At 70.0% G+C, this 14,589-nt stretch carries 15 protein-coding genes; 3 read left to right on the forward strand and 12 right to left on the reverse strand.

Going from position 1 to position 14,589, the window contains the following annotated elements; all coding sequences use genetic code 11:
- Positions 1 to 27: 27 nt before the first annotated feature.
- The 8 genes from HW837_RS12410 to HW837_RS12445 form a co-directional block, all read right to left on the reverse strand.
- Positions 28 to 1,863 carry a PEP-utilizing enzyme gene (locus HW837_RS12410; RefSeq protein ID WP_193379754.1) on the reverse strand — a complete coding sequence of 612 codons (1,836 nt, stop codon included), beginning with the start codon at positions 1,861 to 1,863 and terminating at the stop codon, positions 28 to 30.
- Between the two features lie 50 nt (positions 1,864 to 1,913).
- Complete coding sequence (locus HW837_RS12415; RefSeq protein WP_052683106.1) at positions 1,914 to 2,996, reverse strand: PEP/pyruvate-binding domain-containing protein; 1,083 nt, start codon at positions 2,994 to 2,996, stop codon at positions 1,914 to 1,916.
- Between the two features lie 147 nt (positions 2,997 to 3,143).
- Complete coding sequence (locus tag HW837_RS12420) at positions 3,144 to 4,085, reverse strand: hypothetical protein (protein ID WP_193379753.1); 942 nt, start codon at positions 4,083 to 4,085, stop codon at positions 3,144 to 3,146.
- On the reverse strand, positions 4,082 to 4,438 hold the full coding sequence (locus tag HW837_RS12425; protein WP_045561924.1) for a PadR family transcriptional regulator: 357 nt from the start codon (positions 4,436 to 4,438) through the stop codon (positions 4,082 to 4,084). Before HW837_RS12425 ends, HW837_RS12420 begins: the two co-directional genes overlap by 4 nt.
- A 129-nt stretch (positions 4,439 to 4,567) precedes the next feature.
- Positions 4,568 to 5,104, reverse strand: coding sequence for a hypothetical protein (locus tag HW837_RS12430; RefSeq protein WP_045561923.1), 537 nt, complete (start codon positions 5,102 to 5,104; stop codon positions 4,568 to 4,570).
- Between the two features lie 109 nt (positions 5,105 to 5,213).
- Entirely contained in the window at positions 5,214 to 5,684 is a 471-nt protein-coding gene (locus HW837_RS12435; protein ID WP_045561922.1) for an NADAR family protein, read from the reverse strand.
- A 151-nt stretch (positions 5,685 to 5,835) separates the two neighbouring features.
- On the reverse strand, positions 5,836 to 7,782 hold the full coding sequence (locus HW837_RS12440; RefSeq protein ID WP_045561921.1) for a S41 family peptidase: 1,947 nt from the start codon (positions 7,780 to 7,782) through the stop codon (positions 5,836 to 5,838).
- A gap of 223 nt (positions 7,783 to 8,005) precedes the next feature.
- A complete protein-coding gene (locus HW837_RS12445) occupies positions 8,006 to 8,452 on the reverse strand; it encodes an Lrp/AsnC family transcriptional regulator (protein ID WP_045561920.1) in 447 nt (148 codons plus the stop codon).
- A gap of 93 nt (positions 8,453 to 8,545) precedes the next feature.
- Here HW837_RS12445 and HW837_RS12450 point away from each other — a divergent pair, with 93 nt between their 5' ends.
- Together HW837_RS12450 and HW837_RS12455 are read left to right on the forward strand one after the other, a co-directional pair.
- A complete protein-coding gene (locus HW837_RS12450; protein ID WP_193379752.1) occupies positions 8,546 to 9,358 on the forward strand; it encodes an LLM class flavin-dependent oxidoreductase in 813 nt (270 codons plus the stop codon).
- A complete protein-coding gene (locus HW837_RS12455; protein ID WP_193382300.1) occupies positions 9,355 to 9,807 on the forward strand; it encodes a nucleoside deaminase in 453 nt (150 codons plus the stop codon). The genes HW837_RS12450 and HW837_RS12455 overlap by 4 nt, the downstream gene beginning before the upstream one ends.
- A gap of 177 nt (positions 9,808 to 9,984) precedes the next feature.
- Here HW837_RS12455 and HW837_RS12460 read toward each other — a convergent pair whose 3' ends face one another.
- The gene (locus HW837_RS12460; RefSeq protein WP_237270152.1) at positions 9,985 to 10,371 is read right to left on the reverse strand and encodes a hypothetical protein; all 387 of its coding nucleotides are present in this window, start codon (positions 10,369 to 10,371) and stop codon (positions 9,985 to 9,987) included.
- 531 nt (positions 10,372 to 10,902) lie between these two features.
- Here HW837_RS12460 and lpdA point away from each other — a divergent pair.
- Entirely contained in the window at positions 10,903 to 12,315 is a 1,413-nt protein-coding gene (lpdA, locus tag HW837_RS12465; RefSeq protein ID WP_045561918.1) for a dihydrolipoyl dehydrogenase, read from the forward strand.
- Between the two features lie 118 nt (positions 12,316 to 12,433).
- Here the strand turns inward: lpdA and HW837_RS12470 are convergent, their stop codons facing one another.
- From HW837_RS12470 to HW837_RS12480, 3 genes are read right to left on the reverse strand one after another with little or no spacing between them, the layout of a single operon-like run.
- Positions 12,434 to 12,766 carry a DUF3140 domain-containing protein gene (locus HW837_RS12470; RefSeq protein ID WP_193379750.1) on the reverse strand — a complete coding sequence of 111 codons (333 nt, stop codon included), beginning with the start codon at positions 12,764 to 12,766 and terminating at the stop codon, positions 12,434 to 12,436.
- A gap of 6 nt (positions 12,767 to 12,772) precedes the next feature.
- Positions 12,773 to 13,051, reverse strand: a complete 279-nt coding sequence (locus HW837_RS12475) for a hypervirulence associated TUDOR domain-containing protein (RefSeq protein WP_045562007.1) — start codon at positions 13,049 to 13,051, stop codon at positions 12,773 to 12,775.
- A 29-nt stretch (positions 13,052 to 13,080) separates the two neighbouring features.
- Positions 13,081 to 14,445: a pyridoxal phosphate-dependent decarboxylase family protein gene (locus tag HW837_RS12480; RefSeq protein WP_193379749.1), complete on the reverse strand. Its 1,365-nt coding sequence runs from the start codon at positions 14,443 to 14,445 to the stop codon at positions 13,081 to 13,083.
- Positions 14,446 to 14,589 lie beyond the last annotated feature (144 nt).

Consider the following 14,589-nt stretch of genomic DNA (forward strand, 5'->3'; position numbering starts at 1 on the left):
TCCGGTCTCCTTTCGGTGCGGGCGCGCTCAGTCGAGGAGGGTGACGGTGCCGGCCGTGCCGTCGACCCGGATCCGCTGCCCCGCCCTGATACGGGTGGACGCCGATCCGGTGCCCGTCACGGCGGGCAGGGAGTACTCACGGCAGACGATGGCGGCGTGCGACATCACCCCGCCGATGTCGGTCACCGTGGCCCGTATCCGGCCGAACACCGGGGCCCAGCTGGGCGCGGTGACCGGCGCGACGAGGATCTCCCCGTCCCGTACGAGGTCCAGCTCGGCGGGGCTGTGGACGATCCGGGCCGGGCCCTCCGCGTGTCCGGGAGAGGCGGCCAGGCCGATGAGGTCGCCGGTGGTGTCGAGGTCGGCCAGCCAGGACCGGACGCGTTCGCTGGTGATGCCCCACAGCATGATGCTGAACGGTTCCGTGACGGCGGCGGGCGGCCGGTTCAGCGCCGGTTCCGGGCGCCGGGACGCGAGGGCCCGCACGATCCGCCGCCGTCGTTCCACCTCGGGCGGCCAGTGGTCGGGGCCGATGGGCGCGCTGCCCCGCGCCCAGGCGGACGCGAAGTCGAACAGCGCGCCGCGGGCCTCGTCACGCGTGAGGTACAGCATGTCGTTCTCGTGCGGCCAGAAGCCCGCCCGGTGCAGGAGTGCGGACAGTTCGCGGGTCTTGCGCCAGAAGACCCCCATGGACCAGTGCTCTATGTAGAAGTTGTGGTTCTCGACGTACGGGTAGACCTGCCGGGCGAGCCGCAGTTTGGCCTCGAAGTCCGCGCGCTGTGCGGGGTCGAGCAGGGCGGCGTACTCGCCGCTGATCCGGTCTCGTTCGGCGACGAGTTCGCGCACCCGCCGGTCGATGTGCTCGCCCCGGCGCAGCCGCAGGACGTAGTCGCGGATGTAGCCCAGGGGCAGCGCGGGTTCGTCCCGCCAGTACCGGTCGTCGGCGTAGAAGCCGTTGCCGGAGGTGAAGTTGAACCAGGGGTCGCGTGCTGTCTCCCAGGCGTCCAGCCAGTCCCGGCCCCTCGGCGCCGACGCGACGGTGTCGAGGGTTTCCCGTCCGGGGCCGGGAACGGTCAGCAGGTGGTCCAGGTCCAGCTCGACGGCGAGCTTCGCCAGTCGCTTCAACTCGTCGTCGGGGCGGAACAGTTCCATGTCCACGCCCTGGACCATGGTCGCGACAGCCTGGTCGGGGATACCGGGAAACCACTGTCTGCATGCCTGGAAGAGGTCCAGGTAGGCCGCGTAGCCGAGGTTCAGGAACTCGAAGTGGTGCTGCCAGGCCCGGTGGCACAACGCCAGGAGACGGTCGTACCCGCCGAGCAGGGTGTCGGCCGCGTCCAGCCCGGTGCCGCGCTCGATCTCCTCGTACGGCTGGGCGTCGGGCAGTTCGGTGAACCGGAGCGTCTCCAGCTCCCGGATCGTGGCGAGGACCTTGCCCTTCCAGTTCTCCAGCAGCGCGTCCCAGTGCTCGAAGTAGTAGCCGGCGCGCCGGAGGAACTCCGGCACCCTCGTCGCCGCCTCGTCCTGCTCCACCGTGACCGGGTTGTGGTAGACGTACCCCTGGTGGATGCGGCACTCCAGGCCGTTGGCGGGCGGCACGAGGAAGTACCGGGTGTTGAACTGGCCCAGGCACTTGGTGGACAGCTCGGGACCGATCGTCTCGAACGGTTTGAGCACCGTGGGCCAGTGCTGGCTGTCGCAGAACCAGAACTTCGCCTCCTCCAGGGCCCGCCGCTCGGGCTGGAAGAGCACGTTGTACGGGTACAGACCGCGCCAGTCCTCGGCCCCTTCGGGTGCCGGCTGTTCGTAGGGACTGGGGAAACTCGCGCGCTGCCGGGACGACGTGCGCTGCTGGGTCGCCATGCGAGGTCCCTTCGTCGGGCCCGTGGTGTCCGGACCTGGGGTCGGGTCGCTCAGGTCGGGAGACTCCCGAGTCCGAGCATGGTGTCGGCGATGCTGGAGACGCCCGCCCCGGGCACCACCTCGGCTCTCGCGCGTGGTCGGCGACTCCAGAACGTCTCGGGCCGCGTCTGGAGCAGCAGCACGGGAGGGCCGCCGCCCGGGAGCGGGGCCGCGTCTCGGGGTATGGCCCACTCGATGTCCTGCGGGCGGCCGCAGTGGCGCTCGACGGTCTTGGCCAGCTCGGCGACCGCGGCGACCTCTGCGGGCCCGAGGCAGGCCCTGCTGCGGCGGGCGTCCTCGACCGCACGCCGCAGGAGACCGCGGCCGTCCGGAGCGAGGACCACCTCGTGGTGCTGCGGCGACAGGGCCGTCCGCACGGGGACGAGCAGCACCTTGTCCACGACGTAGTCGTCCGGGGTCATCTCGCCGGACATCACCGGTTCGCCGAGTCCCCAGGCGGCGTCGATGACGATCTTCGACGGGTCGCCGTCGGCCGGGTTCACGGTCAGGGCCACGCCGGCCGTGCGTGCGTCGACCATCGCCTGCACACCCACCGCCATCCGCAGCCCCCGCTCGGCCGTCCCGCCGGCGGCGCGGTAGGTGATCGCCCGAGCCGTCCACAGACTCGCCCAGCAGCGGCGTACGGCGTCGACGACGGCGTCGGCCCCGCGGACCCCCAGATATGTGTCGTACTGCCCGGCGAAGCTGACGGTCGGCAGGTCCTCCGACTCGGCGCTCGACCGTACGGCCACCGAGAGGTCCCCGGCCGGCCCGAGGACCCGGTAGGCCTCCGTGACGGCCGCCGCGACCATGGGCGGCACGGGCCGGTCGGTGATCAGCCGCCGTACGTCGGCGGCACGCCGCTCGGTGTCGGCCGTGTCGGTGGGATCGAGCCCGGCGAGGACGGAACCGATGTCCGCGCGCAGGCCGCCGCCGTCGAGCCCGGCGTCGAAGGCAGCAGTGGTCACCGCGAACCCGGGCGGCGTCGGCACCCCGAGGCCGGTCATCGTCATCAGGCCGGCGCATTTGCCCCCGACCCCGGCGCGGGACGGATCGGCACCGGAATCGAATGCGACGGTGTACTGGTCGCTCATGAAGGGCTCTCCGCACTGGCGCGGCTGCATGGCCTCCCTTGTCGAGCTTACGGCGCCTCGCGCGGCGGCGCGGGTGTGGCCGGCGGCGAAACCCCCGCTGTGCGCGGGCCGGGCCGAGACCCGGCGCCGCGCGGGGCCCGGAGCCGGCTACACCGCGCTCGACGGGGCTGACGAGTGACGCCGGCGCGCGAGGAGGAAGGGCACCGTGCTGCTGAGCAGGACCAGGAGCAGGACGACCACGCCCGCGGGGGTGAGCTGGACCGTCACCTGCAGCATGGTGGGCAGCACGGCCACCGCCACGCCCGCGACGGTCAACCGGTCACGCGCACCGAAGAGCAGGGCGATCGCGAGGACCCCGGCCCACAGGACCCCGGCCCCCAGCGGGCCGATGACGCTGAGAACGCCCAGCGTATAGGGGGAGTACATCTCGACGAGCTGCACGCCCGACATCAGGACGGCCGCCAGGACGGCGGTTCCCATGATCGTGCGGCGCTGTGGCAGGGAGGGGCCGAGCAGATCCCTGGGTGCGGCGAGCACGACGGCGCCGGTGAGCAGCGCCACGGCCAGTCGGATCACAGCGATCGAGGGGGTGCCGTAGAAGCCGGAGGAGGCGAACGCGGCCGCCAGGACGTCGGCCAGGCACAGCACCATCGCGGCCACGACCAGTGCACGGGCCGCAGTCCAGCGCCCGGTCCAGACGGCCGCGAGCGCCACCAGCCAGAGCAGCGGCGTGAGGCCCGTGTTGGCGAGGCTCAGCACATTCGGGAGCGAGGACGTCGGCACGGTCCGGGCCCCGGGGGCCAAGAGCCACAACAGGCCCGCCACGAAGCTGCCCGTCGCCACGGCGACAGCCGGCGGGGCCGCCTGGGCCAGGACCTGACCCGCCATCCGGTCGGAGCCCAGGCCGGCACGCCGCCGCAGGCCATGGCCGGCGACATCGAGCGCCTCGCGCAGCCGGCCGAGCGGGCCGGCATGCTGCGTCGCCTCGGCATAGATCGCGGTCAACTCGGCTCCGTGCTCAGCGCGGTAGGCGGCCGGATGAAGGCGCAGCGCCCAGCGGAACGCGAGTGAACTGTGCTGCTGTGTCATGCCAGGGCCCCCTTCGGGCGGATGGCGAGTGCCCGAGGCGCGGCCAGTCGACGCTCCGCCTCGGCGACGACAGCACGCAGCCGCTCCGTCTCGGCGGCCAGCACGTCGCGGCCGGCCTCGGCGAGGGCGTAGACCTTGCGCGCCCGGCCGTCCACGACCTCCTCGCGCTCGACCCGGATCAGGCCCTGTTGGACCAGCCGGTCCAGCGCGCCGTAGAGAGTGCCGGTGCGCATCCGCACACGGCCCTGGGAGATCGCGTCGATCTCCTGAATCAGTCCATAGCCGTGCCTGGGCTCGTCGGCCAAGGCAGTGAGCAGGAGCAGCGTCGGCTCCTGAAGCGGTCGCTCATTCATGTCACCTATATATATCAGCGACCGACATATGTTGTCGATCGATTCATCGCTCCACGGCATACGGCGGCACTCCGTCAGGGAGCGCGACCGCGCGTGCCGGAGCGCCGACGTGGGGCACCCCCCCGGGAGCTAGTGGATCAAGGTATTCAGCATGATGATCACCAGGCCGATCAGCATGTCGAGGCCCCCTGCCCGGCACGAGGACGGCCAACCCTGCCCAGCTCTGCGGGCGGCCCAGGCGCCCAGGCCGAACAGGGCGACGGTGTTGAACAGCAGGGCCGCGTCCACCGCGGTGGCCTCCGCCCACCACCCGGCCGACGCGGCGAGCAGCACCGCCACCGTCGGCAGCACGGTGGCGACCAAGGGCCACTCCGCGAGCACCGACCGCAGTCTGCTGGTGGTGGCCGCCCCGTGGACGGACGCGCGCTGGGCGATGACGTGCGCGTACCCATGGGCGGCACCGGACGCCAGCGCGGTGATCAGTACCCACAGCGCGTCCGCACCGGGGTCGGCCTCCTCCCCCGCCGCGTCCAGCGCGGCCGCCATGGCACTGGCCAGCACCAGTCCGTAGATGCCGCTGAACAGCCACTGCTCCGACGGCTGTCGCCGCAGGATCCCGCCGGCTGCGACACCCTCGGGGCTGCCATGGTCGGCGCGGTCGGACATCGCATCGCCTCGTTGCGGGAGGAGGGCTGGTTCCGCACATGCTCACGTGTATGACGTCAGGGAACACGCCACCACGCGAGCGGGCCTGGCTGTTGCGCCCGAAGAGAGGTCACCCGACCTCGAAGTCAGTGGCCATGGCCGGCTCGGCGCGCAACTGGTTACGGGTGCGCACCAGAATCCGCCCGAGCATGTTCTTGCCGTTCCCGGTCCTGCCCCGACCCCAGTAGTGATCGGTGGTGGTGTCCTCGACGATCTCTTCGTCACCGGTGGACAGCAGGACGCCACGGATATCGGCACGCGCGCGGAACTTCGCCGCCACCGCACGGCGCATCACGTCGTCCTTGACGCGCTCCCAGTCCCTCCGCAGAGGTCTGGACGATTCACGGCCCAGCTCCGCTGCGCGCAGCGGCGTGCGCGCCCGCCGGACGAGATCCGCGTGGCGGGTGCCCTTGAACTTCTGTGCCTGGAAGTAGTGCTCCGAGGTCGGCCACCAGAGACCGTCGAGGTCGAAGCCGTGAGCGGAGAAGTTCGAGAAGCACCCGTAGGGGACGTCGTCCGCGCCATAGAAGTAGATCGTCACACGAACCTCACGGGTGGTACGGAAACCCGCACCGTGGCAGGCGTGCGCAGACCCCCGCAACCCGTTTCCTCGACTGGCAGGCGCAACCGACGTACCAGGGGAGCCCCGGCACTCATCGAGTGCGAGGGCTCCCCCGGTCAACCGTGGGTGGCTAGTTGAGATGCGCCGTCTTGCTGGCGACGAGGTGGCCGGCCTCGAAGCCGTCGATGCGGGCAGAGTGCGCGACTGTCGCGACGGGCACCGTCACGTCGGCCTGCCCATCGGTGAGGTCCACTGATGCGCGCGGTCGCTGGTCGACGTAGACGTCCACGCGATCGACGTTCGTCGCCTTCACCTTGAGCTTCAAGGAGCCGTTGACGGACACGGCGTCCGTGATGGACACGGCGTGCGGCTCCCGGTCCTTCAGGAGCATGCCCGCCCGCTCGAAGAGATCGACGTTGTCCTCCAGGAGGTCCCGACGGGTCATCCGGTGCTGGTGGTCGGGGACGACGCCCAGGTCCTCCACCGGGGTGCCGGACAGCTTGCCGACCCGGAGGGTGCGGCGGATGGACACGCGCATACCGCTTCCCTTCGGCAGCGGCACGTACGGGCTGTCCGGGTCGTCCTGGAGGAGGTCGGAGAGCAACTGGTGGGTCCAGACGTTGGCTCCGCCGGCGCCGGTGTTGTCGTCGGTGCCGAGCACAGGGCCGATGCCGTGGTCCTGGAAACCGGCGGCGAAGATGTCGGTGGCGGAGTAGCAGCGGGCGTTGGTGATGAGAACCACCGGCCCGAAGTACTGCTGCCCGATGGCGTTGGCGCCGTCCTCGGGGGTGAGGGGGAAGGCGCTGGAGAAGGTGGCGCCGATCTCGAGGGCCTGATCCATGGAGGGGACCCAGGCACCCAGGTCGATGCCCGAGGAGCCGTCCTGGTGCTTGCGGCAGATACGCAGGTTGAGCGGGGTGTTGATGAACTGCACCGGTTCGGGGGCGATCCGGCGGGGCGTGAGGACCTGGAGGGCGAACTCGGAAGCGTGGATGTGGCCGCCGCCGTTGTCGCGGACATCCACGATGAGGCCGTTCTGCGGCAGTTCCCCGATGAGGCGGACGAACTCCCGGACGAAGGCCATCGGGTCGTTCACGCTGAACGTGAAGATCCGGATGTGGCCGAACGTCCCGGACGACGTCTCCACACGCTGGGCCTTGAACACCTTGGGCATCGTCGTGGCGACCTCGCCCTGGCGCAGTTCGGGCGCGGCCTCGTCGGCCCGGACGGCCTGCTCCTGAGCGACGACCCGGGGGGCGAACAACAACACCTTGGCCCGGCCTGCCTCGTCCGCGTCCAGGTCCAGGCCCTGGGCCAGGGCGGTGGCGCTGATCACGTCCGCGTTCACCATGGGCGGAAGATTTTCCACGATCCGCCAGTTCTCGCGCAGCTCACGGGGTGTGCCGCTGTCGTCGATGTAGCTGACGGTCACCCATTCCTCGAACGGCGGCAGGTGGATCTTCAACGGCCGCACGGTCAGCGACTGAACGCCTCGGCTGCGCCGAGCAGGAGCGTTGCTGCCGGCGAACCGGGCGGCGTTCAGGTCGACGGCGGACGAGATGGGGATGCCGCTCCAGTGGGTGATCTCGGCGCCGGGCTCGAAGCCGGGTGCGGAGAAGCCCTCGGCCACGTGAGTGACCATGAAGTGGGTGCCCTGTTCGTCCGTGTACTGCTCGACGAGGAACGGCAGGAAGGCGATCCGGCCCGAGAAAGGGTCGGGAAGCAGGTAGTTCGTGTGCAGGTCTCTGACGGAGTGGAAGATCTCCGACACCTCGGCGTGGAAGAGCCACTCCCGAGTCATGGTCTGCTGTGTCTGCCGCTCCAGACGCCGCCGTAGCACCCGCAGGCGCTGTACCGGGTTCACGGCGTGCATCGCGGCTTTGAGCGGCAGGTGGACGTAGTTCTGCTCCAGCAGGACGAGCGCCTGATCGACGATGCGGCGACGCTCCTCCAACGTGAGCGTGCCGGCACCTTCGAGGAAGCTGCTCAGGGGGGTGGAGGTGGCCAGGTGGGCGCGGACCGGTTCAGCGGCCCGCTGAATGAAGGTGGCTGTTCTGTCGTCAGATGAATCCGCCATGGTGTCCCTCAAATGTGGAGGTCAGGGGTTTCTCACCGTCGGGCTCGGCGGAGTGCCGCAGGGGGAGATACACGGCATCTGCACCTGATCGGACAGGAAAGTGCCTCCAACGGCCGACAGGGGCGGGCGGACCTCGCCGGTGCGGGGGCCCGTGGGATGCCGGCGGTGCGGCGTGCCGTCCCGATGGCCGATCAGCGGTCATGTGGCGGCGGTCGGCTGTCGGTCAGGGCCGCTTGGGTCCGCGAAGGGGCAGTGTCCGGCTGTAGACGACGCTGGTGGTCGTGGTGCCGAAGCCGGCCAGTTCGTCCATGAGCGTCTCCAGGTGTTCCATGGAGGTCGCGGCCACCTTCAGGGTGTAGCAGTCGTCGCCGGTGGTCCGCAGGCACTCCAGGATCTCTCGGCGTTCGGCGAGCAGGCGGTGCAGTGGCTGATGGCGGTTGCCGGGGTACTTCAGGCGGACGACGGCGAGCACCGGGTAGCCGACCTTGGCCAGGTCCACGGTGGCGTGGTAGCCGGTGATGACGCCCAGCGACTCCAGATTCCGTACCCGCTCGGTGGTGGCCGACGGGCTGAGGCTGACGCGGCGCCCCAGCTCGCTGAGGGAGAGGCGGGCGTCCTGCTGCAACTGCTCGATGATCGCCCAGTCGATGTCGTCGAGATTCACGGCCATGGCGCGATATTACCGGGAGATTCACTGCGGGAAGCGGGAACTACGGGGAAGGTTCGGTTCCCCGCAGCGTGATCACCGCAATAACCTCGAGGCATGCAACTTGGTGTCAACGTACCGAACTTCGGGCCCGGGACCGACCCGGGCGTGCTGCGTGAGTGGGCGCGGGTCGTGGCGGGGAGCGGGTTCGATCTGCTGATGGTGTCGGACCACGTGGCCGTCACCCCGGATGTGGCGGAGCGGTATCCGGAGCCGTTCTACGACCCGTTCACCACGCTGTCCTGGCTGGCCGGTATCAGCGGCGGCGAGCTGTCGCTGGGCACGACCGTGTTGGTGCTGCCGTACCGTCATCCGCTGCTGGCGGCACGGATGGCGAGCAGTCTGCAACGGCTCAGCGGTGGGCGGTTCGTGCTCGGAGTGGGGGTCGGATGGGCGCGGCAGGAGTTCGACGCGCTCGGGGTACCGTTCGGCGCGCGGGGCCGGCTGACCGACGAGTACCTGGGGGTGATGCGGCAGGTGTGGGAGGCGGAGGGCCAAGTCGCGCCCGCGGTGTGGGTCGGCGGGCACAGTGCGGCGGCGATCCGGCGGGCAATCAGGTTCGGCGATGCCTGGCATCCGCTGAGGCTTCCGCTGACGCGGATGCGGTCGGTTCTCGCGGACAACGCGTTGCCGGGGTTCGCGCCGCGGATCGCGCTGCGTCTGACCGACGCTCCGGTCGACGACGCCGAGCGGCCGGCCGGCGTCGGCGACATGCAGCAGATCGTGAGTGATCTGGCGGAGCTTCGCGGGCTCGGTGCCCAGACGGTGGTGCTCGACCCCTACCACGGGGACCCGGCTCAGACCCGTCGGCCCGAGGCTGCGTGGCGCGCGCTCACCGCGGTCGCCGAGCGGTGGAGGACGGCGTCGTGATCACCCCTGCTGACGAGGTGCTGCTGCGGCGAGCCATCGGTATCGCGGCGCGCGCGGTGGAACTGGGCGACGCGCCGTACGGCTCGCTGCTGGCGGGGCCGGATGGGGCGATCCTCGCCGAGGCGCACAACACGGTCCGGCGGGACGACGACATCACGGCCCATCCGGAGTTGAAGCTCGCCCGGTGGGCGGCGCGTGAGCTGGATACGGACACGGCCGCCCGCACCACCATGTACACGAGCTGCCAGCCGTGCGGCATGTGCGGCGGCGGCATCGTTCGCTCCGGCATCGGCCGGGTCGTGTTCGCGCTCTCCACCGAGCAACTCGTCGAACTCAACCCGGAGTCGGGCCTCTGGCCGTCAGTGACGCAGGACGGTCCGGCCCTGTTCGACGAGGCGCGCGCACCCATCAACTCCTATTACGGGCCAGGCCCATCGGCCGGTACTTGACCCGAGGCTCCTCATGCCGCCCTAGGCATCGCGAGCGTGGGTGGGGTTCCTGGGCCCAGCAGGAACCCCACGTCGCGAGCTGTACATCTGGGGTGTCAGGCGCCGCTCTGTTCGGACAGCGGGATCGGCCCCTTCACTTCCTCACCGTTCAGAAGTCGGCACCCGTTACCCGCAGGGTCACGCGCGTTCTCGCGGCTCTTCCTGAAAGGCCGTCCGCTGCTCCCGCCCTTCGGACACGAGCGGCTCCGGCGGACGGCCCTTCAGTTCCCGCTCCCTGGCGGCCAGGGCCCTCCCCAGCATCTTCGCCCGGTAGGGGTTGGACGTATCGAGGGCCTTCGCCACCTCCACGGCTTCGTCCAGCAGGGCCAACCGTCGTTCGGGCAACTCCCGCACCAGGGGTGACGCGCTTGCCTCTATCAGGACGTACGCCAGCTTCGACCCGTACGCCTCCGGCTCGACCTGTGTCAGAAGCCGGTAGATCCACAGCCCTTCCACACCGCGCACCACCCGCCGGTTGGCGCTCAGCAGCCTGACCCTCGCCAGCACGACCATGTCCTGATCCATCGATCCCCTTCGTCAGCCCCCGGACCGTGCACGTCATGCGGTGAGACAGCACGGCGACCGCGCCGACAGCCGCGAGCGGTTGCCGACACGTAGGCCGGGGGTTTGGATGACGACGAGTCTGACGCGCGGCACCGACGGCCACAAGAAGAAACAGGGGTGCGCTGCGTCCTACCGAAAACCGCCTCCGAGCAGGCATGATGGACCTGACACTCGCTCGAGGCCCGTCTGTCGACGCGCGGCCGATCGCGAGCACTCGTTCATCGTCCGCCGCATCCAGGCGCCGGAGTACACGAAGTCGACGGGACGCGGGCCCACCGACGATGATGACCAACGGGCATAGATCACCGCTCCGCGGCGCTGAAGCTGACGTCCGGGAAGCCGGCGAGAGGGTGGACCGCACGGTCGCCTCCGCTGGTTCCCCGCGGCGGGCAGTGGTGGATGCCATAGCCGGTGGGTTGATGAACAGAGTCGTTCGATCGGGAGTGGGTCCGTCCCTCGCGGGGGCCCGCCCCAGCGGAAAGGGAGCCGTCCATGGACGAGCAGGGTGAGCGCTTCGACGTCGTCGTACTCGGCGCGGGCCCCGGCGGATATGTCGCCGCCATCAGGGCCGCCCAGCTGGGCAAGCGTGTCGCGGTCGTCGAGGAGAAGTACTGGGGTGGGGTCTGCCTGAACGTGGGCTGTATCCCCACCAAGGCGCTGCTGCGCAACGCCGAGCTCGCGCACATCTTCACGCGCGAGGCGAAGACCTTCGGGATCAAGGCCGAGGGTGAGGTCTCCTTCGACTACGGGGAGGCCTTCCGCCGCAGCCGGAAGGTCGCGGACGGGCGGGTCAAGGGCGTCCACTACCTGATGAAGAAGAACAAGATCACGGAGATCAGCGGTCGCGGCACCTTCCTCGACCCGCACACGCTCCAGGTGGCCGACTACGACGGCAACACCCGCGCCATCGGCTTCGAGCACTGCATCATCGCCGCCGGGGCGACCCCCAGGCTGCTGCCCGGCACCCGCCGTACCTCGCGCGTGGTGACGTACGAGGAGCAGATCCTCGCCGAGGACCTGCCGCAGTCGATCGTCATCGCCGGTGCCGGGGCCATCGGCGTCGAGTTCGCCTACATCCTGCACAACTACGGCGTGAAGGTCACCGTCGTGGAGTTCCTGGACCGGATCGCCCCACTGGAGGACGTCGAGGTCTCCGCCGAACTCGCCAAGCAGTACCGGAAGTTGGGCATCGACGTCCTCACCTCGACCCGCGTCGAGTCCATCGACGAGTCCGGTCCGCAGGTCCGGGTCACGGTCACCGGCAAGGACGGCGCCCAGCAGGTCCTGGAGGCCGACAAGGTCCTGCAGGCGATCGGCTTCGCGCCGAACGTCACCGGCTACGGCCTGGAGAACACCGGCGTGCGGGTCACCGAGCGCGGCGCGATCGACGTCGACGGCCGCTGCCGCACCTCCGTCCCGCACATCTTCGCCATCGGCGACGTCACCGCGAAGCTGATGCTCGCGCACGCCGCCGAGGCGATGGGCATGGTCGCCGCCGAGACGATCGCGGACGCGGAGACCATGGAACTGGACTACGTGATGATCCCGCGGTCCACCTTCTGCCAGCCGCAGATCGCCAGCTTCGGCTACACCGAGGCGCAGGCGCGGGAGAAGGGGTTCGACGTCCAGGTCGTCAAGTTCCCCTTCACCGCGAACGCCAAGGCGCACGGCCTGGGCGACGCGAGCGGCTTCGTGAAGCTGATCAGCGACGCCAAGTACGGCGAGCTCCTCGGCGGGCATCTCATCGGCCCGGACGTCACCGAACTCCTTCCCGAGCTGACCCTGGCCCAGCAGTGGGACCTCACGGTCCATGAGGTCGCCCGCAACGTCCACGCCCACCCGACCCTCGGCGAAGCGGTCAAGGAGGCCGTCCACGGTCTCGCCGGCCACATGATCAACATGTAGTGCGGTCCCGGTCCCGACCCCCGGACGGCCGGGGTGTCGCCGTCCTCGGCACGCGCTGCTGCCGGTGCTCGCGCCGAGGGCGCCGGGCCGGTCGCGCCATGGGTGTGGCGGTGGTCCGTCAGGCCGACGGGTCGTGGCCCCAGTTCATGAGGGAGTACCTCCACCGGGTGTCCCGTACGTCGCCCGTGGGCCGTTGCGCGAGGTGGCGCCGGATGTAGCCGATGACCTTCCGCATGTGCTGGTAGTCGTCGTCCGTGAGGTCGCCCTTCCGGGCGTGCAGGATGCCGACGATCCGGCGGCCGGAGGCGTGGCCCGTGGACTCACCGCCGTCCTCGCGCTGCCCGGCGCTCTGCGACTCCTCCGAATCCAGCCACTTCTCCAGGTCGCCGGGCTTCATGTTCACCAGCTCGCGGAACTCGTCCCACGTCTCTTTGTGCTCGTCGCCCGCCACGCGGCATCACTTCTTCTTCAGCGCGGACGGCTTGTGCACCGCGGACCTGCCGGATTTCTCGCTGCGGACCTGGTACTGCGGCTCCTCGGGCGAGGCGTCCACCGTTCGTCCCGCGGCCTTCTTCCGCTCCGTGATCCTCTCCTCCACCTCACCCTCGGCCTGACTGCCGTGACTGCTCCAGGCGACCTTGTCGCCCTTCTTCAGCTTCTTGCCCTTGCTCGGCTGTTTGGCCACGCCGTTCTCCTTCCCGCGCGCTGCGCGCAACTCGCCCCTCGGCTCTTCCAGGGTGCGGGCTCGCCGCTCGCGTCGCAGCTTCATCGGAGCTGGGTAAGTTGTTCGACCCGGGTGTGCAGGTACTCGATGTGGTGCTCGGACTCCGGCTTCATGAGGACGCTGCGCAGGACACGGGCGCCGTCGGCGTCCGCGGCGATGTCGGGGTGGCGGGCGGCGAAGGCGTCACGGCTCGCCTTGAGCGTGCTCAGGAACACCGGGTCGCTCCCGTTCATGCCATCGGCGAGGATGCGGGCGGAGGCCGCGTCGATGCCGGTGAGGGTGGCCGGCTCGACGACGGGGAAGTAGCTGACGATGTCCAGCTCCGGCGGCTGGTAGAGCTCCAGGAGGCCTGAGGAGGTGATCAGGTCCGCCCACGTCAACGCCGCCCGTCGGCCGGCCGCGAGCACCTGGCCGAGGCCGTCGGGCGTGGGCGGCAGGAGCTGGAAGGTGAGCCACAGCGCGGCGGCGGAGGCGCCGGCCCGTGAGCACTCCAGGCTGATCTCGCCGAGGTGGAGTTCGGCGGACGTGAAGTACGTGTAGGGCGAGTCGTGGAGGTAGAAGCGGCCCACTTCGGGGTCGCGGAAGAGGACAGCTCCGCAGCCGTAGGGCTGGAGACCGTGCTTGTGCGGGTCGACCACGATCGAGTCGCACCGCGAGATCGCCCGCCAGGGCTCCGGCGGGAGGCCTTCGAGGCCGTCGGCGCCCGCGAGAAGGGTGAAGAACCCTCCGTACGCCGCGTCGACGTGGACGCGCGCGCCGTGGCGCCGGGCGAGGGGAAGAACCTCGTGGACGGCGTCGACCGCGCCCAGCCCGGTGGTGCCGGTGGTGACCACGACGGTGCCCACCTCCCCGGCGGTCAGGACGTCCTCCAGCGCGTCGAGGTCCATGCGGCCCCGGCCGTCGGTGCGGACGGGGCGTCCCTTCATACCGAGGACGTGGCACATGCGGCCGTGGGTGTAGTGGGCGTCCGCGCTGTAGGCGACACCCCGGTCGGGGTGGAGTTCGCGGGCGACGAAGAGGGCTTCGAGATTGGCGATCGTGCCGCTGGTCGTCAGATGGCCGAGGTGGGTGTCGTAGCCGAACATCGCGGCGAGCCGCGCGACGGCCTCGCGTTCCATCGCGGCGGTCGCGGGGCCGCCGTCCAGGGCGTGGTTGTTCGGGTTGATCAGCATCGCGGTGAGGTAGCCGATCACGGCGGCGGGGTGCGGGGGCTTGAGCATCTGGCCCGCGTAGTGCGGGTGGAAGAACGGATAGTTGTCCTTCAGCCTCCCGGTGAAGTCCTGGAAGGCCGCGGCGAAGCGGTCCTCGTCGATCAGGACGGACGGATGGGGCTGGTAGGGGCCGAACGTGTCGCCCCACTCCTGTATCGCGTGAGCGGCTCGACCGAGCCAGCGCTGAAGGTGCACGGGACTCTCCTCTTCCTCCGGTGCTCTGCGGGGATCGCCCACTATAGGATTTAGTTGAGCAGTCAGCAATTGATTGCTCAGAAATTGATTGATCAGTAATTGATGCAGCAGTAGGTGACCGGGCAGTAAACTTCTTCGGAGGCC

Origin of the sequence: Streptomyces caniscabiei, assembly GCF_014930365.1 — a bacterium.
GTDB classification, from domain to species: Bacteria; Actinomycetota; Actinomycetes; order Streptomycetales; family Streptomycetaceae; genus Streptomyces; species Streptomyces caniscabiei.